The sequence below is a fragment of the Streptomyces sp. NPDC059224 genome, assembly GCF_042754285.1.
Lineage (GTDB): Bacteria > Actinomycetota > Actinomycetes > Streptomycetales > Streptomycetaceae > Streptomyces.
In genome coordinates this window covers 135,867-158,849 of record NZ_JBHZAN010000015.1, presented here as the reverse complement: position 1 = coordinate 158,849, position 22,983 = coordinate 135,867, and the positions used below count along the sequence as shown (strand labels likewise).

General features: G+C 73.0%; 21 protein-coding genes and 2 pseudogenes. 16 read left to right on the top strand and 7 right to left on the bottom strand.

Features of this window, described 5'->3' with window-relative positions; genetic code table 11:
- The first annotated feature begins 6 nt into the window (after positions 1-6).
- The 7 genes from ACFXI4_RS18430 (at position 7) to ACFXI4_RS18400 (ending at position 6,859) form a co-directional block, all read left to right on the top strand.
- Positions 7-1,419, top strand: coding sequence for a class I adenylate-forming enzyme family protein (locus tag ACFXI4_RS18430; RefSeq protein ID WP_384991873.1), 1,413 nt, complete (start codon positions 7-9; stop codon positions 1,417-1,419).
- Complete coding sequence (locus ACFXI4_RS18425) at positions 1,406-3,151, top strand: AMP-binding protein (protein WP_384991871.1); 1,746 nt, start codon at positions 1,406-1,408, stop codon at positions 3,149-3,151. Before ACFXI4_RS18430 ends, ACFXI4_RS18425 begins: the two co-directional genes overlap by 14 nt.
- Positions 3,148-4,083 carry a JmjC domain-containing protein gene (locus tag ACFXI4_RS18420; protein ID WP_384991868.1) on the top strand — a complete coding sequence of 312 codons (936 nt, stop codon included), beginning with the start codon at positions 3,148-3,150 and terminating at the stop codon, positions 4,081-4,083. The genes ACFXI4_RS18425 and ACFXI4_RS18420 overlap by 4 nt, the downstream gene beginning before the upstream one ends.
- A 238-nt stretch (positions 4,084-4,321) precedes the next feature.
- A complete protein-coding gene (locus ACFXI4_RS18415; RefSeq protein WP_384991866.1) occupies positions 4,322-5,053 on the top strand; it encodes a LuxR C-terminal-related transcriptional regulator in 732 nt (243 codons plus the stop codon).
- An 18-nt stretch (positions 5,054-5,071) separates the two neighbouring features.
- Positions 5,072-5,926 carry a BTAD domain-containing putative transcriptional regulator gene (locus ACFXI4_RS18410; protein WP_384991863.1) on the top strand — a complete coding sequence of 285 codons (855 nt, stop codon included), beginning with the start codon at positions 5,072-5,074 and terminating at the stop codon, positions 5,924-5,926.
- Between the two features lie 187 nt (positions 5,927-6,113).
- The gene (locus ACFXI4_RS18405) at positions 6,114-6,326 is read left to right on the top strand and encodes a hypothetical protein (protein ID WP_384991860.1); all 213 of its coding nucleotides are present in this window, start codon (positions 6,114-6,116) and stop codon (positions 6,324-6,326) included.
- A 305-nt stretch (positions 6,327-6,631) separates the two neighbouring features.
- A complete protein-coding gene (locus ACFXI4_RS18400) occupies positions 6,632-6,859 on the top strand; it encodes a LysR family transcriptional regulator (protein WP_384991982.1) in 228 nt (75 codons plus the stop codon).
- A gap of 135 nt (positions 6,860-6,994) precedes the next feature.
- On the opposite strand, the pseudogene ACFXI4_RS18395 reads toward ACFXI4_RS18400, so the two are convergent.
- Positions 6,995-7,557, bottom strand: a pseudogene (locus ACFXI4_RS18395) (substrate-binding domain-containing protein); the annotation flags it as partial.
- Between the two features lie 157 nt (positions 7,558-7,714).
- Between ACFXI4_RS18395 and ACFXI4_RS18390 the strand changes: the two are divergent.
- From ACFXI4_RS18390 to ACFXI4_RS18370, 5 genes and pseudogenes are all read left to right on the top strand, one after another.
- Entirely contained in the window at positions 7,715-7,798 is an 84-nt protein-coding gene (locus tag ACFXI4_RS18390; protein WP_384991979.1) for a putative leader peptide, read from the top strand.
- A 120-nt stretch (positions 7,799-7,918) separates the two neighbouring features.
- Positions 7,919-9,039, top strand: a pseudogene (gene sfnG, locus ACFXI4_RS18385) (dimethylsulfone monooxygenase SfnG).
- Positions 9,040-9,099: 60 nt separating this feature from the next.
- Positions 9,100-9,654: an NADPH-dependent FMN reductase gene (gene ssuE, locus ACFXI4_RS18380; protein ID WP_384991858.1), complete on the top strand. Its 555-nt coding sequence runs from the start codon at positions 9,100-9,102 to the stop codon at positions 9,652-9,654.
- A gap of 4 nt (positions 9,655-9,658) precedes the next feature.
- Positions 9,659-10,843, top strand: a complete 1,185-nt coding sequence (locus tag ACFXI4_RS18375) for an SfnB family sulfur acquisition oxidoreductase (protein ID WP_384991855.1) — start codon at positions 9,659-9,661, stop codon at positions 10,841-10,843.
- Positions 10,844-10,877: 34 nt separating this feature from the next.
- On the top strand, positions 10,878-12,020 hold the full coding sequence (locus ACFXI4_RS18370) for an LLM class flavin-dependent oxidoreductase (RefSeq protein ID WP_384991853.1): 1,143 nt from the start codon (positions 10,878-10,880) through the stop codon (positions 12,018-12,020).
- Positions 12,021-13,077: 1,057 nt separating this feature from the next.
- On the opposite strand, the gene ACFXI4_RS18365 is transcribed toward ACFXI4_RS18370, so the two are convergent.
- Positions 13,078-13,467, bottom strand: a complete 390-nt coding sequence (locus ACFXI4_RS18365; RefSeq protein ID WP_352221831.1) for a cold shock domain-containing protein — start codon at positions 13,465-13,467, stop codon at positions 13,078-13,080.
- Positions 13,468-13,672: 205 nt separating this feature from the next.
- Between ACFXI4_RS18365 and ACFXI4_RS18360 the strand changes: the two genes are divergently transcribed.
- Complete coding sequence (locus tag ACFXI4_RS18360; RefSeq protein WP_384991850.1) at positions 13,673-14,470, top strand: SAM-dependent methyltransferase; 798 nt, start codon at positions 13,673-13,675, stop codon at positions 14,468-14,470.
- Positions 14,471-14,510: 40 nt separating this feature from the next.
- Here ACFXI4_RS18360 and ACFXI4_RS18355 read toward each other — a convergent pair whose 3' ends face one another.
- From ACFXI4_RS18355 to ACFXI4_RS18340, 4 genes are all read right to left on the bottom strand, one after another.
- A complete protein-coding gene (locus tag ACFXI4_RS18355) occupies positions 14,511-15,764 on the bottom strand; it encodes a hypothetical protein (RefSeq protein ID WP_384991847.1) in 1,254 nt (417 codons plus the stop codon).
- Positions 15,761-16,894, bottom strand: a complete 1,134-nt coding sequence (locus ACFXI4_RS18350) for a dolichyl-phosphate beta-glucosyltransferase (RefSeq protein WP_384991844.1) — start codon at positions 16,892-16,894, stop codon at positions 15,761-15,763. The genes ACFXI4_RS18355 and ACFXI4_RS18350 overlap by 4 nt, the downstream gene beginning before the upstream one ends.
- An 88-nt stretch (positions 16,895-16,982) precedes the next feature.
- Positions 16,983-17,513 (bottom strand): hypothetical protein, encoded by a 531-nt coding sequence (locus ACFXI4_RS18345; RefSeq protein WP_384991841.1) that lies wholly within the window; start codon positions 17,511-17,513, stop codon positions 16,983-16,985.
- Between the two features lie 10 nt (positions 17,514-17,523).
- Positions 17,524-18,045 carry a SigE family RNA polymerase sigma factor gene (locus ACFXI4_RS18340; RefSeq protein ID WP_384991838.1) on the bottom strand — a complete coding sequence of 174 codons (522 nt, stop codon included), beginning with the start codon at positions 18,043-18,045 and terminating at the stop codon, positions 17,524-17,526.
- A 203-nt stretch (positions 18,046-18,248) separates the two neighbouring features.
- On the opposite strand from ACFXI4_RS18340, the gene ACFXI4_RS18335 reads away from it, so the two are divergent.
- The 3 genes from ACFXI4_RS18335 to ACFXI4_RS18325 are packed head-to-tail and all read left to right on the top strand — an operon-like array spanning position 18,249 to position 22,136.
- Entirely contained in the window at positions 18,249-19,637 is a 1,389-nt protein-coding gene (locus tag ACFXI4_RS18335) for a hypothetical protein (RefSeq protein WP_384991835.1), read from the top strand.
- A gap of 43 nt (positions 19,638-19,680) precedes the next feature.
- On the top strand, positions 19,681-20,898 hold the full coding sequence (locus ACFXI4_RS18330; protein ID WP_384991833.1) for an AAA family ATPase: 1,218 nt from the start codon (positions 19,681-19,683) through the stop codon (positions 20,896-20,898).
- Positions 20,895-22,136 (top strand): VWA-like domain-containing protein, encoded by a 1,242-nt coding sequence (locus ACFXI4_RS18325; RefSeq protein WP_384991830.1) that lies wholly within the window; start codon positions 20,895-20,897, stop codon positions 22,134-22,136. The genes ACFXI4_RS18330 and ACFXI4_RS18325 overlap by 4 nt, the downstream gene beginning before the upstream one ends.
- Before the next feature lie 22 nt (positions 22,137-22,158).
- Here the strand turns inward: ACFXI4_RS18325 and ACFXI4_RS18320 are convergent, their stop codons facing one another.
- Positions 22,159-22,842, bottom strand: a complete 684-nt coding sequence (locus ACFXI4_RS18320; protein WP_384991827.1) for a transcriptional regulator — start codon at positions 22,840-22,842, stop codon at positions 22,159-22,161.
- Between the last annotated feature and the right edge of the window lie 141 nt (positions 22,843-22,983).

The window sequence follows — 22,983 nt, the reverse complement described above, 5'->3', positions numbered from 1 at the left end:
GGAATCATGAAGCCCTATCTCTGGGACCCCTGGGCCACCGCGCGGACCCACCCGGACCGCGTGGCCGTGATCGCCGACGGCGAGCAGAGCACGTACGGCGAACTGACCGGCCGCGCGGACGACCTGGCCCGGGGGCTGCGCGCCCACGGGATCCCGGACGGCGCGGTCGTGTCGACCGACATCCCCACCGGGCCGGCCTTCTTCGCGCTGGCCCTGGCCGCGCTGCGACACGGCTTCGGTCTCTTCCCCATCGACCGTGACCTGCTCGGGATCCCCATGGGACCGTCCCTGCTCGCCTCGGTGTCCACCGCCGTGCACATCAGCGCGCGGCCCTGGGCCGACGGCCCCGCCCTGCCCTGCCCGGTCGTGACCGACACGCAGCTGACGGCCCTGACGGACGGCCCCGCCGCGCCCGCGGCCCCGCCGGCCGCGGGCCGCCTCGTGTTCGCCACCTCCGGCACCACCGGACTGCCGCAGGCCGTGGCCCGGGCCCGTCCACGCAGGCCCTACCGCGGGGTCGCGGTCGTCGAACGCTACGGCGCCGGAGCCGGCCGGGGCCCGCACCTGATGGCCAACCCGACCTACCACCTGGGCACCTTGGGCCCCGCCCTGTACGCGCTGCAGGCGGGCAGTACGGTCGTCGTCCAGCGAACCTGGTCCTGCGACGCCTTCATTGAACTGGCGGACCGGCACCGTGCGGACAGCGTCATGCTCAGTCCCGACCGCCTGACCGACCTGGTCCAGGCCGGCGCGGCAGCGCGCTACCCCTTCCAGGTCGTCTTCCACGGCGGGGCCGCCTGCCCACCCGCCGTCAAGCGCGCCGCCATCGACCTGTTCGGGCCGGTCCTGCACGAGTACTACGGCACGTCCCACGGTGTGATCACCGAGATCACGACCGCCGAGTGGCTGGCCAGGCCCGGATCGGTCGGACGGCCCCTGCCGGGGATCCGTGTCGAGATATCGCGGGAGGGCCGGCCCGTGCCCGCGGGCGAGACCGGGGACATAGACATCCGGCTGCGGGCGGCCGACCGGGATCCGTCCGACACCGGCGTGCTGAGAACCGGGGACGTGGGCCATCTCGACGACGAGGGATATCTGTTCGTCCTCGGCCGGGCCGAGAGCCCGCGGGAGATCCGGATGGCGCGGCTGGAGCACGACATCCGGCTGCTGCCCGGAGTCACCGACGCCGCCGCCCTCGACGGCGCCGACGACGAACCGGTGTGCTTCGTGGAACACGGTCACGGTGCCGACTTCCAGGACCCGGTGCCCGCCATCGAGGCCACGGCGGACGAACTGGACCTGCCCCGCCCCCGCGTCGTGCTCGCGGTCTCGGGCTCCCTGCCCCGCACGCCCAGCGGCAAGCTGAGGCGTGCCGACCTCGGCGTCCTGGCGCGGAGCGCTCCCCATGGCCCCCGGTAGCGGAGGACCGGCCCACGACTGCGTCGCGGCGACCGGATGGCTCCGGCACCACGCCCGGCACCGGCCGGACGCCATCGCCCTGACCAGCTGGGACGAAGGGGGGATCCGGCGCCGTACGACCTTCGGTGAACTGGCCGGGCTGGTCGCCACCGTCGCCCGCGCGCTGCGGGGCCCGCATGCCGAACCCGGACAACGGGTGGTCCTGGTCCTGCCGAACGACGAGACGTTCGCCGCCGTCCTGCTGGCCGTGATCGGCACCGGACTCGTCGCGGTTCCCGCCCCGGGCCCGCGCACGATGCGCGCCGAGGCGTTCGAGCAGAGACTGCGGGCCGTCGTCCGGGACTGCCGCCCGGCTCTCGTGATCACCACCGAGGCGTGGCGGGACACGGTGCGCCCCGCCCTGGAGGACCTGCCCACGCGGGTGCGGATCCGCACCTGGGAGGAGTTGCGGGCGGTCGCCGCCGTCCTGCCGGAGGGGGGCGGCGCGCCCGACGTACGGGTGAGCCGGCGCACACCCGCCTTTCTCCAGTACACCTCCGGATCGACCGGCTCTCCCAAGGGCGTCGTCATCGGTCACCGCGCCCTGCGGGCGAGTTGCCGCCAGGCGGCCGTCCGCTACCGCGAGAGCCCGGCCGACGTCGCCGTGACATGGGTGCCGCTCAGCCACGACATGGGTCTGATCACCGGCATCCTCAGGCCGCTGTTCAGCGGATACGAGTCCGTGCTCATGCCGACCGAGCGCTTCGCCCGCCGTCCGGCGGAATGGCTCTCCGCTCTCACCGTCTGCCGCGGCACGCTGTCCAGTGCTCCCGACTTCGCGTACGACCTGTGCGCGCGCAGGACCACCGACGACGAGATGGCCACCCTGGACCTGCGTGCCTGGCGGGTGGCGCGCAGCGCGGGAGAGGTGGTCCGCGCCGCCACCGCCGAGCGGTTCGCCGCCCGGTTCGCGGCGGCGGGGTTCCGGGCCGGGGCCCTGTGTCCCTCGTACGGGATGGCGGAGGCGACCCTCACGGTCACCGCCACCACCCCCGAACTACCGCCGCTCCGCCTCGCCGTCAGCACCGAGGAACTGCGTGCGGGCCGTGCGGTCCGTGCCGCGCGCGGTACCCCCGCCACCACCCTGCTCTCCTCGGGTGTCCCGCTGCCGGGAACCCGGGTACGCATCGGCGACGGCCGCCAGGACGAGCACCGTGTGGGGGAGATCCACATCCGGGGCCCGCAACTCTTCAGCGGCTACTGGCGCAAGCCGGTCCGGCGATCCCGCTGGCACCCCACCAGGGACCTCGGGTTCCTCGACGACGGCCAGCTGTTCGTCCTGGGACGGGCGGACGACGTACTCGTGCACCGCGGCCGCAACTTCCACCCGGCGGACATCACCGCGGCCTGTGCGGCCGTACCCGGCCTCAGACCGGGGCGGTGCGCCGCGTTCACCGTAGGGGACGAGACGGCCGGCGACCTCCTGTGCCTGGTGTCGGAAGTGACCGGTGGCCCCGGCGCACCGTCCCCCGCGCACCTGGCCGCCCAGGTCCGGCGCCGCCTCGCCCAGGCCCTCGACCTGTACGTCTCCGAGGTCGCCCTGCTGCCCGCCGGCAGCCTTCCCGTGACGACCAGCGGCAAGGTGCGGATCTCCGCGACGAAACAGCGCTTCGAGCGGGGCGACCTGCCCGTTCTCCGGCCCCACGTGCCCCGGCGCACATCGTCCGAGCACAGAGAGGAACCCACGACATGACCCTTGCGCACTCCACCACGCTGTCCCGGTGGGTCGGCGACCCGGCGGTCTTCGCCGCCGACCACTGGCGCCGCCGTCCCGGTGTCTTCACTCCCGGCGGCTCCCTCGGCAGTCCCTTCACGCCGGCCGACGTGGACGACGCCCTCGCCAGCGGCTTCCTGCACGAGCCCTACGTGGAGATGACCGGCGCCGAGGGCCCCCTGCCCGCCGACACCTACCTCTCGGCGCGTTCGGTCCGAGGCGTCTCCCACCCGGGGTTCGCCGACCAGAAGAAGATACGGGCGCTGATCGAGCGGGGCGCGACCCTGCTCATGCACAGGGTCGACCAGTGGCACGGCCCCACCCGCGATCTCCTGGCACACCTGTCGGCCGAACTCCAGCGGCCGGTGGAGGCGTTCTGCTTCGTCACCCCGCCCGGCGCCCAGGGTGCTCCACTGCATCGCGACGACGCCGATGTGCTCGTTCTCCAACTGGCCGGCAGCAAGGACTGGCGGGTCTACGAGGGACCGGCCGGCGGTGACTGGCGCGAGGGAAGTGTGGAAGGGGAGAAACCGGCGGAGGTGCTGCGCGCCACCGTGCACGCCGGGGACGTCCTGTACATCCCACGCGCCTTCGCCCACGAGGCCGTCGGGAGCGGTGGCCTGTCCGTGCACCTGTCACTGACGATCCGTGAGGTCCACAAGGGCGATCTGTTCCGCAGTCTCCAGAAGCTCACCGCCAGGGCGATGAACGTCGAAGCGCGCCCGCTGGACGACGAAGCCGTCCTCGCCGCCGCCACCGCCATGCTGGAGCACGTGAGCAAGGCTCTGGCCGGCCTGACCCCCCGGGACCTGGTGGACCACGCCAGGCGGGCCAGGCTCGCGGCCCTGCCCGACCCCGGTGCACCGGTCTCGCTCGGTGACCTGGCCGCCGGATACGCCGATCCGCGGTGATCCCGCGCGCCCCGACGGTGGAAGCCGCACCTGCCGCGGTCCGGCGTCCGGAGCCGCGGTGACACGGGGGAACGTGCCGAGGACCCCGGCCGGTTCGTCGTCGTAGCGGCCCGGGGACCCGCCGCCGTTGCGGAATTACCACTGGCAAGCGCGCCCAGGACCCCCGGGGATCCGGGTGCGGGCAGCTCCCGCGCTCGTCGATTCTCCACTGATCGTGCGCTGATCGCCGTGAGCCAGTATGACCGTAACCGAACAGGTCGGGCGCGTGCAGCGCTCCATCCCCAGCGGCGCTCATGAAAGGTCTGCCCTGCGAGTCGCCGTCATTCGGGCCGGCAAGGTGCAGTCGAAAGCCACAGGAGCACGAATGGGTCATTCTGCGCTGACAACGGACAGAGAGATCTTGGTTTTTCTCGACCGCAAGCACCAGATGCAGTACGGGAGTCCGGAATTCTTCCGGCAGTTCGGCGGGTCGGGCGAGGAACTGTACGGAAAGCCGTTCCGCTCCCTCATAGAATCAGACCTCCGCGAGGCTCTCGACCGCGATCTGAACCAGCTGCTCGTCGGAGACCGGGACCAGTTCAGTCACCGCATAGCCCTGCGGCGGCGGTCTGCCACGCCGCTCAGCGCCGTGCTCACGGCGACAGCCCTGTGGGGAAGTTCGCCGAACAGGGCTGTGGTCATACAGCTCTTCCACCCCACGGACCCCGCCGGGCCGAAGACCGTCGGTGAGAGTCAGGTCATCGGTGAGATGGCGGCGAAGATCCTCGAAGGAACCGCGGCAGGACTGACGTCGGAATTCCTGGCCTCACGCTTATTCATCAGCCCCAAGACCGTCGATTACCACATCTCGCGCATGCTCCGGCAGTTCGGCATGCCGAATCGGGTGGCGCTGATCGCGCTGGCCTACTCGACGGGAATACTGCAGATCAATTCGTGGCCGCCCCGGGTCGCCGATGAGTTCATAAAATAGGAATCCGGAGTGGAGCTCATGCGCAGAGCCTGGCACGGCGGAACGTCCCGTTCGGACGCCGACCCGGACGCGGGGGCCGAGACCGGCCTCACTCAGCTGAATCTCTTAGGGCCGCTGGAGATCCTCGTGTCCGGAGTCACCGTGTCCCCGGGAGGAGCTAAGCCGCAGATCCTCTTCGCCTACCTGTGTCTCCATGTCAACCGGCATGTATCGGTCGACAACATCATCGAGGCAGTCTGGGGGGAGGCGCCACCCTCGAGCGCCAAGAAGAACGTACAACTCTACGTCAGCCGCCTGCGCCGGCAGTTCACCTACGCGACCGGCGTCCGTCTGGTCACGACCAGCGACGGGTACCAGCTCACGGCCGAGTCCGGTCAGGTCGATCTGGAGCGGTGCCGGCAACTGTGGCAGCTCGGTCAGGAAAGCCTCCACAACGGTGCGCCCAAGGAGGCCGGCAGGCAACTGCGGGAGGCCATCCGGTTGTGGCGGGGCAAGCCGCTGAGCGGGCTCACCCACACGCTGGTCATGCAGGCCGAGGCGGCCAGGCTGGAACAGTTCCGGCTCGGACTGCTGATGAAGTACTTCCAGGCGCAGCTCGCGGACGGTCAGCACTTCGAGATAATTCCCGAACTCCTCGCCACCGTCGCTGATTATCCGCACCAGGAACGACTGCGCGCGGATCTCATGATGGCCCTGTGGCGGTCCGGCCAGCGCCACGCCGCCCTGGCCACCTATCGCGAGGCGTATCAGCTGCTGGCCGACGACCTCGGAATCTTCCCCGGACGGCAGCTGCACGCGCTGCACCAGGCGATCCTGGCCGACGACGCCGAGATCATGGGTGGCTTGACGGCGGATCGGAGCGTCGCTCCATGACGTCGTTCACGGCCCGCGGGAAGGCCTTCGCGGCGCGGGGACGGTTGTCGCCGCAGTGGGCACAGCAACCCCCGATTCACCGCCCGACCTGCACATTGATCACCTGTTGATCACGGTCTGCCAGCATGACAAATCGCGGCGGGCCCCGTGGCACGCGGCGCAGAACTCACCAGAACGGATACATAAAGTGAAGCGATACAGATCCGGCGTTCCGCTGCGTCAGTCTCCCCTGGTCGCCGTCCTGGCGCTGCCGGTCGTCGTGGCCGGCCTCATCGGCGGTTCCGCCGTCGGCGGCGTGGCGGACCACCCGTCGTCCGGCACGGTGAGGCACCACGACCGGGCAGACGAGCCGCTGGGGTGGAACGGCACGGGATCGCGATACCGGGGCTGGCCGTCGTGACCTGCCGGCAGTATCGGCGCGCGCGGTCGCCAGGGGTGACCGTCGGCCGGGGGCGGGGCGTCCAGCCTTCGCGGAGGTGACCTGCGGCGCGGGCCGGGCCGGCCGTTCGCGGCCGCCGCGTCCACCGGGCCGGACCCCGGATGCCCCGGTGGCTCTCCCGGGGCCGTCCCTCGCGTCGGACGGTGCTGCCGCCGCCGGTTCGGCTCTTGCCGCCGATCCCTCCGGGAGCAGGCCCCGAACCGGTCCGGCGGCAGAGGTTGCAGAGGTTTACGTGAAGAGGTGGAGACGTTTCATCTGCGCTATTCGTGGCGGTTGCGAAGGAGCTGAACTTCTCCGCGGCGGCCCGTCGGCTGCACATGGCCACCTCGCCGCTCAGCCGGCGGATCAGGGACCTGGAGCGGGAGTTCGACCCCCACCCGCGGGCGAGGCGCTGCTGTGACCCGGACCGAGCGCAGCACCATGTTCGTCGGTATCCCGCCCGGGGTGCACCCCGCACTCAGGTCGCTCGCCGAGCGCGTCGGCGAGGCGTATGAGCTCCTGCGCTGGCCCGGCAGCTCCAGGGCCCTGGCCGTCGGTGTGCGCGAGGGCAGACTCCCCCTCGCGCCCGTCCACCTGCCGGTCGCTGATCCGGCACGGGAGCAGCTGCTTGCCGGAGCGGCTGGGAGCCGGTCCGGCAGCACGCTCGCCCCCAGCCCCTCCGCGGCCATCAGCTTCCCCATCTCGGCACCGTCGGTCGAGTACGAGAACGCGGGTGTACGGTCCGCCCGGGAGCCGACGCTCATAGCGGTGCCTCACATAGCCCGTACGCATGCCGATCAACGGCACCGTCAGCAGGTCGTCGACCGACACCTCGGCCCGCTCTGCGAGCGGGCTGTCCGGACGTACGCACACCGCCGGTCGTCCGCGCGGCAGCTCGGTGGCCTCGAAACCGGCGGGCACGTCGTCACCGTCGAGACGGTTCACCAGCCCCAGGCCGAAACCGCCCTCGGCGAGGCCCCGGTGGATCTCCGTCCGCTGCGCGCCCACCACCTCGACCTGGGTGACCGGCTGGGCGGTCCGGAAATCCGCAGCACCGGGAGGAGCAGCGGCACCGTCACCGCGTTGACGGTGCCGACGCGCACCACACGGCTGATGCGGTGCTGCTCGCCCGCCGCCACGACGCCCAGCTCCCGCTCAACGCGGGCTGCGACGGGCGCAGTTCCTCGGCTGCCCGGCGCAGAGTGCCGAGCATTCCAGCTGTTCGGCCCGCACCCCGGCAGAATGCGTCGCCATTCGGCGCGTGTTCAAGGGTTTCCCTGTCACACGTTCGTGAAATTCAGTGGTCCGCGATACGAGAACGGTCGGGTTTTCCTTGACGGTTCTCGGCGCCGACTGCCACCATCGACGGCATGAAGATGCGACTGGACCTCACGCGGCGACGCCACGTCGACCTCGCGCGCGTCTCCAGCGCCTCCTGTTGCCGCGCGGCCTGATCCCCGTCACCTCCCCCCAGTGACCCGCCGCGCCCATTCCGTGTCCGTCTGAAATTCGTCGGAATTCGCCCCGACGGGATTCGGCGTGCCCGAAAAGGCCTTCAGCAACAGGAGTTCCGTATGCCTGCCGCGCCCCTGAAGTTCGCCTACTGGGTCCCCAATGTCAGTGGAGGACTCGTCACCAGCAACATCGAGCAGCGCACCGACTGGGGATACGACTACAACCGGGAACTCGCGGTACTCGCCGAGAACAACGGCTTTGAGTACGCGCTCAGCCAGGTCCGCTACATGGCCGGCTACGGTGCCGAGTACCAGCACGAGTCGACCGGCTTCAGCCTCGCCCTGCTGCTCGCCACCGAGCGCCTGAAGGTGATCGCCGCCGTCCATCCCGGCCTGTGGCATCCGGGCGTGCTCGCCAAGTTCGGCGCCACCGCCGATCACCTCTCCCACGGCCGGTTCGCCGTGAACGTGGTGTCGGGCTGGTTCAAGGCCGAGTTCACCGCGCTGGGCGAGCCCTGGCTGGAGCACGACGAGCGCTACCGCCGGGCCGAGGAGTTCATTCGCGCCCTGCGTCAGATCTGGACCGAGGACCACACTGAACTCGCGGGTGACTTCTACCGGTTGCGGGACTTCTCGCTCAAGCCCAAGCCGCTCGGCACCCCCGAGCGCCCGCACCCCGAGATCTTCCAGGGCGGCAACTCCACGGCCGCGCGTGCCATGGCCGGCCGGGTCTCCGACTGGTACTTCTCCAACGGCAAGGACTTCGAGGGGTGACCGAGCAGATCGCCGACGTCCGCCAGGCCGCCGCCGAAGCCGGCCGCCCGGCACCGAAGTTCGGTCTCAACGGCTTCCTCCTCGCCCGCGACTCCGAGGCCGAGGCCCGCGACACCCTCCGCGAGATCATCGCCAAGGCCGACCGGGAGGCCGTCGAAGGCTTCGGCGCGGCCGTGAAACAGGCGGGCCGGTCCAGCGCGGACGGCAAGGGCATGTGGCAGGACTCCACCTTCGAGGACCTCGTCCAGTACAACGACGGATTCCGCACCGGGCTGATCGGCACTCCCGAGCAGATCGCCGAGCGGATCGTCGCCTACAAGCAGCTGGGCGTCGACCTCCTGCTGCTCGGCTTCCTGCACTACCACGAGGAGGTCGCGTACTTCGGCAGGCGCGTGCTGCCCCTGGTCCGCGAACTGGAGGCGGGTCTCCCGGACCGCGCACCCGAGACCGCCCCGGCCCAGGCCTGACCGACCCCTGCCGGGCCGCCCGTGCCGTACGGGCGCCCGGGCTCCCAGAACGAGGCATCCATGGCCACCGTCCTCTCCGTCTCCGGCAGCCCCTCCGCCTTCCCCGGCACCGGCCGGCTGCTGCGCCACCTCGACCAGCGGCTGATCGCCCACGGGCACGAGGTGATCCCGCTGGACATCCGCACCGTCCCCGCCGAGGCCCTGCTCGGCGCGGACTTCCGTCACCCTGCGATCGTCGAGGCGGCCGAGCTGTTCGCCCGCGCCGACGGGGTCGTCGTCGGCACCCCGGTCTACAAGGCGTCGTACTCCGGTGTGCTCAAGGCACTCCTGGACCTGCTCCCGCAGTACGCGCTCGCGGGCAAGACCGTGCTGCCCCTGGCCACCGGCGGTTCCACCGCGCATGTCCTCGCCATCGACCACGCGCTCCGTCCGGTGCTCAGCTCCATGGGCGCCGCCCACATAGTCCAGGGCTGGTTCACCCTCGACAAGGACATCACCGTTCGGGAGGACGGCACCCTCGCCCTCGCACCGGCCGTCACCGAGGCGCTCCACCCGATCGTGGACCGGTTCTCGGCCGCCCTCGGCCGGCGGCCCGTCCTCGCCGCGGCGGGCTGAACCGATGACCGCACATGTCAGCACCGACGAGGCGGAGGCCCTCGCCGTGGCGGCGGCCCTGGCCGGGGAGTTCCGGGCCGGAGCGGCCGAGCGGGACGCCGGACGCCGGCTGCCCCGTGCCGAGCTGGAACGGCTGTCGGCCTCGGGCCTGCTGGCCGTGACCGTTCCCGCCGAGTACGGGGGAGCGGACATCGGCGCGGAGGCCCTCGCCGAGATCTTCCGGCTGCTCGGTTCGGCCGACGCGAGCCTCGCCCAAATACCCCAGAGCCACTTCGTGTACGTCAATGTGATCCACCGTCAGGGAACCGAGGGGCAGCGGAAGTTCTTCTTCGCCGAGCTGCTCGCCGGCAGCCGGCCGGCAAACGCGCAGTCCGAGGCCGGGACCAAGCACGTCCAGGACATCCGGACCCGCCTGGAGCGCGCGGCGGACGGCTCCTACGTGCTGCGCGGTGTCAAGCACTACTCCACCGGCGCCCTCTTCGCCGACTGGATCCCCGTCCTCGCCCGCGCCGAGGACGACCAGCTGCATGTCGCGTACGTCCCCCGGGACGCGCCCGGCCTCACCGTCGTCGACGACTGGGACGGCATGGGGCAGCGTACGACCGCAAGCGGGACGGTACGGCTGGACGGCGTCGCGGTGCCCGCGGACCGGGTGCTGCCCCACCACCTGACCTTCCAGGGACCGCAACTCCACGGTGCGGTGGCACAGTTGCTGCACGCTGCCATCGACGTGGGGATCGCCGGGGCGGCGCTGGCCGAGGCAGCGGAGTTCGTCCGCACGAAGAGCCGGCCCTGGTTCGAGAGCGGCGCGGACACCGCCGCAGAGGACCCCTTGCTGATCCAGCGGTTCGGTGAACTCGCCCTCCTGACCCGGGCGTCCGAGGCGCTCCTGCGGGAGGGAGCGCGCTCCGTCGACACGGCCGCCGCCCGGCTCACCGACGAGTCCGCCGCCGAGGCGTCGATCGCGGTGGCGGCGGCGAAGGTACAGGCGGCCGAGGCGGCCGTCGCCGTCGCCGGGGCGCTCTTCGAGGTGTCCGGCACCCGCTCCGCGCTCGACTCCCTCAACCTGCACCGGTACTGGCGGGACGCCCGCACCCACACCCTGCACGATCCGGCGCGCTGGAAGATCCAGCACATCGGCCGGTACGTGCTCAGCGGCACCCTGCCGCCCCGCCACGGTCTGCTGTGACGCCTCAGGGCCCCTCTCGATCGGAGAAATCCCCGTGTCCCTCACCTTTCACTGGTTCCTGCCCACCAACGGGGACAGCCGCCATGTCGTCGGCGGCGGCCACGGCACCCCGGCGACGGTCTCCGGACGGGACCGGCCGCCGACGGTCGCCTATCTGAGCCAGATCGCCAAGGCCGCGGAGGACCTCGGCTTCGTGGGTGCGCTCACCCCCACCGGCGCCTGGTGCGAGGACGCCTGGCTGACCACCGCCATGGTCAGCCGGCACACCGAACGGCTGAAGTTCCTGGTCGCCTTCCGGCCCGGCTTCGTCTCGCCCACGCTCGCCGCGCAGATGGCGTCCACGTTCCAGCGGCAGACCGGGGGACGGCTGCTGCTCAACGTGGTGACCGGGGGCGAGAGCCATGAGCAGCGGGCCTACGGCGACTTCCTCGACAAGGACGCGCGGTATCGCCGTACCGGCGAATTCCTCGAAGTGGTAAGGCAGTTGTGGGAGGGCAGGACCGTCGACCTGGCGGGCGAGCACCTGCGGGTCGAGGACGCGCGGCTGGCCCGGGTGCCGGACCCGGTTCCCGAGGTCTACTTCGGAGGGTCCTCGCCGGTCGCCGGGGAGGTCGCGGCCCGGCACGTGGACGTGTACCTGACCTGGGGCGAGCCGCCCGCACAGGTCGCCGAAAAAATCGCGTGGATCCGCGGGCTGGCGGCGGAGCAGGGGCGCACCCTGCGGTTCGGGATCCGGCTGCACGTCATCACCCGGGACACCTCGGAGCAGGCCTGGGCGGAGGCCAACCGGCTGCTCGACGGGTTCGACCCGGAGACGGTGCGGTCGGTGCAGGCCGGGCTCGCGCGCAGTGAGTCCGCGGGCCAGCGGCGGATGCTGGCGCTGCACGGCGGCCGACGGGACGCGCTGGAGATCCATCCCAACCTCTGGGCCGGCATCGGCCTGGTGCGCGGCGGCGCGGGCACCGCTCTGGTCGGCTCGCACGAGGAGGTCGCCACACGGATCAAGGAGTACGCGGCCCTCGGCATCGACGAGTTCGTGCTGTCCGGGTATCCGCATCTGGAGGAGGCCTACTGGTTCGGGGAGGGGGTGCTGCCCCGCCTCGCCGCGGAGGGGCTGTGGCGGCACCCCGCCGGGAGGAGCGAGGCCGCGTCGGCACAGGTACCGTTCGCGTCCTGACGGCCCGCGGGCCCAGACACACGGCACCGCACGCGCGATGCCCGTCGGGTTGCCCCCGGCGGCCGTGGTGGAGTGCGATGACGCGCCCACTGAGGGGAATTCCCCGCTGAGCCGGTCCCCGGGCGTACTCGGGCTCGGCCGCGGGCCCCTCGGCCTTCTCGGGTGGAATGTCGTTCTCATAGCGTGCGTCAGGGTCACGCCACCGGGAGCCGCTCCATGGCCGGCAGCGGACGGAGGCGCAAGAGCCGCAGCCGGTGCACGAGCCCGGCCTCGTCCAGGGTGAGCAGCCACGCCACCGGGGGGCGGGCGGTGCTCGGGGCCGTCGGACGGATCGACGATGTCCGTCTCCCAGGCGGCCGGAGTCCGGACGGCGACGGCATGGGCGAGCCGCTGCCGGACCCCGGCCTCGATGTCGCCGTCCATGGCACGGAACAGGAGGTCTGCCGTGCGCGCCGGGCGGTTCGCCGTGCGCGCACTCCGCCGTGGCGGCGAGGGCGGCCGCGAGCTCGGCCCTTCCCTGACCGAGCGGGCTGCGGACGGGGCCGACCGGAACCCCGCACACGTGCACGGTCCGTTCGCAGGAGTTCACCCCGGTGGTGAAGTGGCGCAGCACCAACGGCAGTCGCAGGACCGGGGCCAACTCCTCCGGGGCCGCCCGGACCCAGTCCCGCAGCGCGTTCTGTTCGAGCCACCGCTCGGGGCCGGGCTCCGTCGCCGGCAGGTGCGGGCCCTCGTCCACCGGCCGCGGGGACGGCGGCCCGCAGCAGGGAGGGGGCGGTGCACGGACGATCGTCCGCAGCCACACGCCTGGGCTCGGCAAGGTGCCGGTGGCCGGACGGCGGCCGCCGGGGACCGAGGAGTGCCCCGGCGGCCACGGGGCCTGCCGGGGCACATACCGCGCGTCAGCAGTGCGCGTTCGGTCATGCGCGTCCTCGGACGCCGGTGACGGTGACGACGTCGGAGGCGGGGCGTACGCACGAGTTCCGGACCGCACGGGCGGACCGGCGTCGGCGGTGCTGGTGCCGCCGGTCACGGCGCCCTGCCGGGCGTGGGTGGGTCAGCCCTCGATCCAGCCGTGGTTCTTGGCGAACTGGGCCAGTGCGCCGCGGACGCGCACGATCTCCTCGGCGGTGAGCGTGGGTGCCGAGGCCAGCAGCGTCTCGGTGACCTCGCGGGTGAACTCGTCCGCGCTCAGCAGATCGCAGAGCGAGTCGTCGTCCGGGCCCAGCGTGCGGACGTCGGCTCCCCGGGCGAGCCGGACGCCGGACGCCTTCGGCCCGCGCTCGCCGCTCTCGATCTCGAACTCCACGGCCACGCCCGGGCGGACGTAGGACTCCGGCATCTGCATGTCGTTCACATGCAGGAAGACGTCCTCTCCGCCACCGTCCGGAGCGATGAACCCGTACCCGCGCGTGCTGTCGAACCGCACCACACGACCAGTAACCATGTGAAACCCCCAACCAAACTCGGGCAACGTGCCCGGACACCTGGCCAGATGGTAGCCAGGGCGGTCCGTGGCAGGCGACTTCGGCCACCGGCCCACGCGGGTCCCTAGCCAGAACTCGGTGCACGCACAACGAAGTTGATGTGGAAGGCTGTCGCCAGCCGTCGGTGTGCCAAGGGGGGCCGGGCGGTCATCGAGAGGAGCGCACGTGACGCAGGACGGTAATCACCCCGTGGAGATCGACACCAGCAAGCCGCATCCCGCGCGGATCTACGACTACCTGCTGGGCGGCAAGGACAACTACGAGGTGGACCGCAAGGCCGGTGACCAACTCGCCGCCGTCGCGCCCGAGGTGTGGATCTCGGTACGGGCCAACCGCGGTTTTCTGCGGCGCGCCGTACGGCACGTCGTCGACAGCGGGGTCCGCCAGATCCTGGACGTCGGCACCGGCCTGCCCACCTCGCCGAACGTGCACGAGGTCGCCCAGGAGGCCGCCGCGGACGTCCGTGTGGCCTACGTCGACAACGACCCGATCGTGAAGGCGCACGCCGACGCGCTGCTCAACCGGGCCGGCACCACCAGCATCGTCCTCGCCGACCTGCGCGACCCGAAGTCCGTGGTGGAGCACCCCGAGGTCCGCCGGATCATCGACTTCGACCAGCCCGTCGCCCTGTTCCTCGTCGCCATCCTGCACTTCATCCGCGACGCGGAGGAGCCGGAGCGGATCGTGGCCACCCTGCGCGACGCGCTCCCGGCCGGAAGCTTCCTGGTGCTCTCGCACGCCACGGACGACTTCGCCGAACGCAGCGAGGCCCAGGCCGTCTACAACAACGCGACGGCCAGCATGAACCTGCGGACCCGAGCCCGGGTCGAGCAGTTCTTCGACGGGTTCGAACTGGTCGAACCCGGCCTGGTCCAGGTCCCGTTCTGGCGTCCGGACACCACCCCGCCGGACGGCTCCCGGGAGATCGGCTTCTACGGCGGCGTGGCCGTCAAGAAGGGCTGAGCCGTTGCCAGGAGGTGTCCGGCGGTCCGCCGGACACCCCTCAGGGCACCCCGAGTTCGAACAGCGCATACCCCGCGTACGAGCCGGAGGCCAGTGCGGCCACGCTCAGCACGAGACACAGGCAGGGCAGGGCGACCCGGCGCAGCGCGACCGCGAGCGGGACGAACAGCGGGAAGGCGGGCAGCAGGTAGCGTGAGACGTTCGCGAAGTACTGCTGACTGCCGAGCACCAGCACCAGGGTGAGCACCGTGTGCACGACCAGCACCGCCGGCGGTCGCAGCCGGAACAGCAGTGGCAGCAGCGCGAGGTCGAGCAGCACGACACCGACCCCGATGACGTCCGCGAACGGGAGCGAGAACAGATAGTCGAAGCGCCCCACGGCAACGGACGTCAGGACGTCCAGGGTCTGCCTGCCGTAGTCGAACTCGTGCCCCCACGCATCCGACTGGAGCCTGAAGTAGCCGCCCCAGTCGCCCATCCGGTGGCCCACCCAGCCGAGGTAGCCGAGCAGACCCAGCGGGGCCACGAGCATCGCGGTCAGCGGACGGGCGACGCCGTCCTCGCGGCGGCGCAGGGCGAGCAGCCCGGCGAGGGCCAGCGCGGCGATCAGGGCGGCGGCGGTGGGCCGGTTGAGGCCGGCCGCGAAGGTCAGCACCCCGGCCGTCAGCCAGCGGCGGGTCAGTACCGCGTACAGGGCCCAGGCGGCGAGGGCCACGTACAGCGAGTCGGAGTAGACCGCCCACTCCACGCCGGAGCCCGGCCACACGGCCCACAGCCCGGCCGCCGCCGGCCCCGCCCGGCGGCCGCCGAACCACGCGGCGACGGCATGGATCCCCAGCGCCGCCACGAACGAGGCCAGTACCGACACCAGCAGCCCGGCACCGAACGGGCCGAGACCGGTGACCTCCATGGCCGTCCGCATGAGCGCCGGATAGAGCGGGAAGAACGCGGCCGAGTTGCCCTGGAGGGTGATCAGTCCGGTGGCGCCGGGGACCGGGACCAGTTCGGGGTGGTAGCCGTGCAGGGCGATCTGCTGGTACCACCAGCCGTCCCAGGTGCCCAGCACGTCCCAGGCGTGCGCGCCGCCCCCGAAGCGCGGATGCTTCCTGCGGAAGTCCCCGGCCGAGTCCAGCAGGTACATGAAGGAGCCGAAGCCGATGAGCTTGAGGGCCCCGTACACGGCGAGGGCCGGACCGTACCGGCGCAGCCACCGCCGGAGCACCGGGGCCGGCGGAGTACCGGGACCGGGGGCCTCCGACCGGGCCGGGGGTGTGACCGTCACGGGTGCCGTCACGAGGTCCCGGACTCCTTCCGGTGCCGCCGCGGTGGCAACAGCCGCGGCAGGAAGGCCAGATGGGCGGCGGCCAGTACGGCGAGCTCGGCGCGGAGCCCGGCGGCGGGCGCGGTGTGCCGCAGGACGGCGAGCGAACCGGCCGTGACAGCCAGCCGGGAGGCCAGGGCAGGCGGCGCGAGCGCCCCCAGAGAGGCCTGGGCGACGGTCCAGCACGCCAGCAGTGAGAGTGAGTTGGCCACCTGGACCGCGGTGGCCGGGCGCACGGCCGCGTACAGCGGGAGATGGGCGAGTGCCGTGGCGAGGGCCGGGGTCACGGACCGCCGTTCCGGCCGGCCGCCCGGCAGCGTGCCCCGGGCGAGGGCCCAGCCGACCCTCGCGACACCGCGCAGATCGGCGACCGCGGTGGACAGCAGCGCGACCCGGCTGTCCGGGTCGTCCACCCAGTCGACCGGCACCTCGTGGATCCGCAGCCCGGCCCGTTCGGCGACGACCAGCAACTCGGTGTCGAAGAACCAGCCGGAGTCCCGCACCAGCGGCAGCAGCCGCTCGGCGGCGTCCCGGCGGACCGCCTTGAAACCGCACTGCGCGTCGGAGAACCGGACCGAGAGAGTGCAGCGCAGCAGGATGTTGTAGCAGCGCGAGACGATCTCCCGTCTGGGGCCGCGCACCACCCGGGAGGCGGGCGTCAGCCGGGTGCCGATGGCCAGGTCGGAGTGGCCCGAGAGCAGCGGGGCGACGAGCGGCAGCAGCGCCGCGAGCCCGGTGGACAGATCCACGTCGAGGTAGGCGAGGACGGGCGCCCGCGATCGCGACCAGGCCGCCCGCAGCGCCCGCCCGCGCCCCTTCTCGGCCAGCCGTATCCACTCCACCTCGGGCAGGTCACCGGCGAGCCGGGCGGCGATCGCCGGGGTGGCGTCCGTGCTGGCGTTGTCGGCGACGGTGATACGGAAGGGGTACGGGAACGTCTCCCGCAGGTGGGCATGGAGCCGCCGCACGCTCGGCTCCAGATCGGTCTCCTCGTTGAACACCGGCACGGCCAGGTCCAGAACCGCCTCGTCCTGGTGCGTGGAGTCCGGGGGAGCCGGTGCCGGCGAGGTGGCCGCGGGTGCCGGGGCCTGAAAGTGTTTCATGGTGTTTTTTCGCATTCGTACTCGTTCTCGGGGCGCGCCGAAGGCACACCCGGCTGGAGTGGGTGAGGGACGGAGGACGGTCTGCCCGCTAGCCGGCCGAGCCGGACGGGTCGGCCCCCTCGGTCGTGGGCGCCGACGGAGGAAACGTGGTGGTCGTGGACTCCCCGGACGTGCCCTGCGAGGAGGTCGTCACCGCGTCCGGGGTGGCCGTTCCGGACGGCGTCGAGGAGGCCGTGTGACCGCCCGTGGCCGAGCCGGTCGCCGAGGGCGGGGAGGTGTCCCCGGGCGGCGGGGCCGAGCTGGTGGCGCCGGTGGGCGGAGCGCTGGGGGAGAGGCCCGGCCACGGTGTCGTACTCGTACCCGTGCTCGGGCCGGGGCTGGTCGCGGGCCACGGGTGCGGCGCCGAGGGCTCGCCGTGCACGCCGGCCTGGGGCCACAGGCAGAGACCGAGGCAGAGTCCCGCGGCCGCGAGGACACCGCCCGCCGCCCGCCGGGCCGCGCGCACGCGCCGCCGTGCCTGCACACCGGCCCGCAGCCGGTCCCGGTGCCGGGGCTCGAACGCCGTCGGTCCCCGCTCGCCGTGCATCAACCGCGTGAGCTGCCGCTCGAATTGATCCATGGCTTCTCCCTCACCCCACCGGCTCGATGACGTCGGCCAGCAGCTGACGCAGCCGGGCCACCCCGCGTGCCGCGTGCGACCGGGCCGTGCCCACCGGGCATCCCAGCACCTCGGCCACCTGCCGGTCGGGCAGGTCCTGGTAGTAGCGCAGGACGACCGCGGCCCGCTGACGCGGCGTCAGCAGGGCGAGCGCCGCCTCCAGACGGGTCCGCTCGGCGACGGCCGCCGACAGGTTCCCGCCCGCCGCGACCTCGGGCAGCTCCTCGACGGGCCGCTCGCCCCACCAACGGCGCCGTGCCGAGCGCGCGGCGGCACGCGCCAGCACCTTGCGGACGTACGCCTCCGGCGCCTCGTCGGCGATCTTCGGCCAGACGAACCACAGCTTGACCAAGGACTCCTGCAACAGGTCCTCGGCCCGATGCCGGTCGCCACCGGTGAGCAGACGGGCCAGATGGAACAACCCCGACCAGCGGGCCGCCACGAACTCGTCGTACTCACCGGCCCGAGCCTGCTCCGTTCCCTCGGTTCCCACGGTCCCCGCTCTCCCCGGCTGCCTACACCTGGGAGAAGGCCCTGGGAGCGGCGGAACGCTGCACCCGGGCGGGGTGATCCCCGTCACGTGCGGAGCGCGGCACAATTGCGTGGCGGACCGCTGCGGCGCCGCCGTATGCTCCCGGCGATGACCACTGAATCTGTGCACAGATGGGGGGTCCCGTCCACGCAAGGTGAGTGCTGATGGCCACTCACCCCATGGACGAGGACACCCGGCTGCTCCTCTGGCGGCGGGTACGCGAGTTCGCCGTACCGCCCGCCATGATCGAAACCGCGACCGCCCGGCGCACGGCCGGGGACTGGGCAGGGGCGTGCGCCGCCGCCGGCTTCGACGTCGACCTCAACCTGCGTGTCCTGGCCCGCACCCGGGGCCGGGACCTCATGGAACGGGTCCGTGCCGATCTGCGGCGGCTCGCCCCCGACCTGCTGCGCTGGCATCTGCCGAGAATCGCGCCCGACGGGCTGCTGCGGCCCGGGCTGACCATGCCGCTCGCCCACTACGGCGCCGGGCCGGGATCCGTGCGCCTCGTGGCCCGGACCCCGCCGGCCTGGGCGGACGCCGGGCAGCGGATCAGCCTCGCGCTGTGGGACGGGGACCTGGTCGGGCCCGCCGCCCGGGGGCATCCGCATCCGCGTCCCAGCCGCCGGTTCCGCTTCGACCTGCACCGCCATCTGTGGGACGCGGACAGCGCCGACGACCTGCGGATCCGGTCCCGCGGCGACCGGGGGACCGGCGGCGAAGGGGCGTTCACGGGCCTCGCCGGCGCACCGCGCACCCGGTCCGGCGCGGGTGCGGTACCGCAGTCGTGCGCCACGGGCCGGTGGGCGGAGGAGGCGCGCATCCTGCTGCGCGCCGAGGGACGGGACAGCGGAACCGTCGCCGTGCACCTGCGCGGACGGCAGCGGCTCGCCCTGCACCTCACGGCCGACGGGACGATGGCCGCGGGGTGCGACGGGGACACCGGGGGGCTGCCCGTCCTGCCCGACGCGGCGACCTGGACCCTTCCCGACCTGGAGCTGCTGGACGCCGGGCTGATCGACGCCGGGCGGCTGCATCCGCTGGTCGCGGCCGCGCTCGTCCCCGGACACGCGCCGGCCGGGCGGGACCCGCACCCGGATCCGGGCGGGCAGCCGCGCCTCGTGGAGTGCCGGGGAGCACGCCACCGCATCGGCCTGGTCGACGGGGTGCTGTCGCCGCTGGACCACGACCCGGCCGAACTGCGGCGCGAGGAACTGCTGGTGGCGCTCGGCGGCCCGCCGCTGCCCTGCCTGCGGATCATCGACGAGGCGCACCGCCGCCCGGACTGCCTCACCGGTGTACGCGAACGCCTCGACCACGGGGACATCGCCGGCGCGCTCGCCGTCGTGGAAGGACTGCTGGGGCCCCAGGCGGTCCTGCGCGACGGCCCGTTGAAGGACGAACTGGAGTCGGCCGCACGCCGGCGCGTCGTCTACGGCCTCTACCGGGCGGGCCTCGCCGGACCCGGTATCGGCCCCGTCCGGACCCGGGAACGGCCGCGACCGCGGTCCCGCGACCCACGCCTGGGACCCCGCCCCGCCGGCCGGCGCTGACCCACGCTCACTCGCTCATCCCCCAACCCAAAGGTGATCACCCATGCCCCTGCGCGTTACCACCCGACTCGACGTTGCCGACGACCTGTTGAAGCTGCTCGGCGACTCCGCCACGGAACTGCGGCCCGACACCCAGCTGGAGGCGCTCACCCTCGCCGTCGCGGCCGACCTGCCCGTCCTCCTGTGGGGCGAACCCGGCATCGGCAAGACCGCCGCCCTGACCCAGCTGGCCGACTCCCTCGACCTGCCGCTGACCACGGTGATCGCCAGCGTCCACGAGCCGTCGGACTTCTCCGGGCTGCCCGTCGTAGGAGACGACCCCGCCGTCCAGGGCGTCCCGATGGCGCCGCCGGACTGGGCGGTACGGCTGGTGCGGGCCGGCCGCGGCCTGCTCTTCCTCGACGAGCTGTCCACCGCGCCGCCGGCGGTGCAGGCCGCCCTGCTCCGGCTCGTCCTGGAACGACGGGTCGGCGCCCTGCGACTCCCGCCCGGGGTACGGATCGTGGCGGCGGCCAACCCGCGGTCCTCGGCGGCCGACGGCTGGGAGCTGAGTCCGCCGCTGGCCAACCGGTTCGTGCACCTGCAGTGGGCCCACGACCACGAGGTCGTGGTGCGCGGGCTCGGCGGCACCTGGCCCCGGGCGACGCTGCCCCGGCTCGACCCGGGAAAGCTTCCCGCCGCCGTGGACTTCGCCCGCCGCGCGGTGTGCGGGCTGCTCGCCACCCGCCCCACGCTCGTCCACCGGCTGCCCAGCGGCGAGATGCGCAGGGGCGGCGCCTGGCCGTCGCCCCGCAGCTGGGACATGACCGTGACGCTGGTCGCCTTCGCGCACGCCGCCGGCTCCTCCCGGGACGTGCTCTCCCTGCTGGTGCGGGGCACGGTCGGAGACGGTCCGGGGCTCGAACTGCTCGCGAGCGTGGACCGGTTGGAGCTCCCGGACCCCGAGACCCTGCTCGCCGACCCGGGCGCGGCCGAGCTGCCCGAGCGCGGCGATCTGCGCCAGGCCGTGCTCGACGGCGTGGTCGCCGCCGTGCGCGAGCGGCCCGACCGGGCCCGCTGGGACGCGGCCTGGGAGCTGCTGGTCCGCGCGCTGGACACCGGTGCCCCGGACCTGGTGGTGGTGCCCGCCGCCGGCCTCGCCGCTCTCCGTCGGGAGGACTGGGACGTGCCGGAGGCCGTCGAACGCCTCGCCGGGGCCGTCTCCGTGTCCCGCCGGGCCGACCGGGCCGCCCAGCGCGTAGCCGCGAAGGCCGGACGATGAGCGCCGAACCGGCCGGGACCCTGGACCTGGAGAAGCTGTACGCCGCCCGGCTGCAGGCCGCCCGGGCCCGGCCCTACCTGGCCACCGCGCTGTTCGCCCTGCACGTGGTGGAGTCCCGGCAGGTGCCGACCATGGCCGTCGATCCCCACTGGCGGTGCTACGTCTCGCCCGCGTTCGTGGACCGGATGCCGGTGCAGGACCTGGCGGGCGTCTGGGTGCACGAGGTGTCGCACCTGCTGCGCGACCACCACGGGCGCAGCGACCGGGTCGCCCGGCAGCGCGGGCTGGCCGGGGCCGGCGAGTGGTTGCGGATGAACATCGCGGCGGACCTGGAGATCAACGACGACGCCTACGGCGACGGACTGGCCCGGCCCCAGGGTGCCGTCCGGCCACGGAACCTGAGGCTGGCCGAGGGCCTGCTGATGGAGGACTACCTGCGGCAGTTCCGGCTGGGACCCCTGACCCGGGACCTCACCTGGCTGGACTGCGGCAGTGGCGCCGACGGCGGCGAACGCGCCTGGGACCTCGGGCCGGACGGCGCGAACGGCCTCAGCGAGCAGGAGCGGGACGGGGTGCGGTTCCGGGTGGCGCAGGCCATCACCGGGCGCCCGGGCAGCGCCCCGGACGGCTGGCGCCGCTGGGCGGAGGAGGCCTTCCAGCCGCCGCAGCCGTGGCGGGAGCTGCTGGGCGCGGCCGTCCGCTCGGCGACCTCCGCCGCGGGCGCCGGCGACGACTACGACTACGGCCGCCCGTCTCGCCGTTCGGCGAGCCTGCCCGGGGTGGTGCTGCCGAGCCTGCGCCGCCGGCCGCCCCGGGTCTCGGTCGTCATCGACACCTCGGCCTCGGTCAGCGACGCCGAACTGGGCAGCGCGCTGCTGGAGGTGGCCGCCATCGCCCGCGCCGTCGGCGGCCGCCGGGACCTGGTGAGCGTGGTCTCCTGCGACGCGGCCGCGCGGACGGCGCAACCCCTGTGCCGTGCCGAGGGGATCACGCTGGTGGGCGGCGGCGGGACGGATCTGCGCGAGGGCTTCGCCAGAGCTCTGCGGGCGCGCCCCGCCCCGGACGTCGTGGTGGCCCTGACCGACGGACAGACACCCTGGCCGCCGGCCCGGCCGCCCTGCCGGACGGTGGTCGGGCTCTTCCCCCGCACGCACAGCGGCACGCCGTACGACGAGAACGACCCCGACTACCTGCCGGACGAACCGCCCGCCTGGGCGCGGGTCGTCCACATCGGATGACACCGCTCGCGAGGGCGGCCCCTCACTCGTCCGCCCGGGTCGCCGCCAGGTAGTTGTACGCGGAGGCCCGGGAGATGCCGAGGCGCACGGCGATCTGCTGGACCGACCCGCGCACCGCGAAGACGCCCTGCCGGTCGAGGTCCCGGAAGAGGTCCAGCCGTTCCGCGCGGCTGAGCTGCGGCCACGGCCTGGTCTCGCGCAGCTGGCGGGCGTCCACGAGCGAGTCCAGTACGGCGGTGATGTCGTCGCCGAACGTCGTGGTCGGCGGCGCATCGGGCAGGGCCGCGACTCCGGCCAGGTCTCCGACCAGCGCGTGGACCTGGGTCACGGACGTGACGTCGAGGTTCACGCACAGCGCCCCGAACGCCGTGCCGGCCGAGTCGCGCAACACCATCGTGGAGGACTTGACCAGCTTCCCGTCCCGGGTCCGGGTGAGGTAGTTCAGCTCGTCGGCCGCCGCGTCCCCGGCGGCCAGCAGCTTCATGCCGATCTCGCTCATCGACCCGCCGACCCCGCGCCCGGTGACCGACCCGGCGATGGCCACCACGGAGCGCTCGGGGCGGCGGAAGTCATGGACGACGGCCTCGCAGAAGGCGCCGAAGGTCGCCACGATCCCGTCCACGACGGGGGCCAGCGCGGCGATGATCGCGTCCTGCTCGGCCCGTGCCGCCGCCTCGCGCGCCGTGCCCGTCGGTTCCTGTGCCATCCGCCCGCCTCCGTGTCCCCTCCCGGAGCCGCTGCCCGGACGAGTCTGGACTTCTCGTCCAGATGATAGACAATAATTCCATGCTGTCGGCGTCGAACGCCCGTGCTCGACGCCATCCGGCGCCCGGCGGCGCCCAGAACG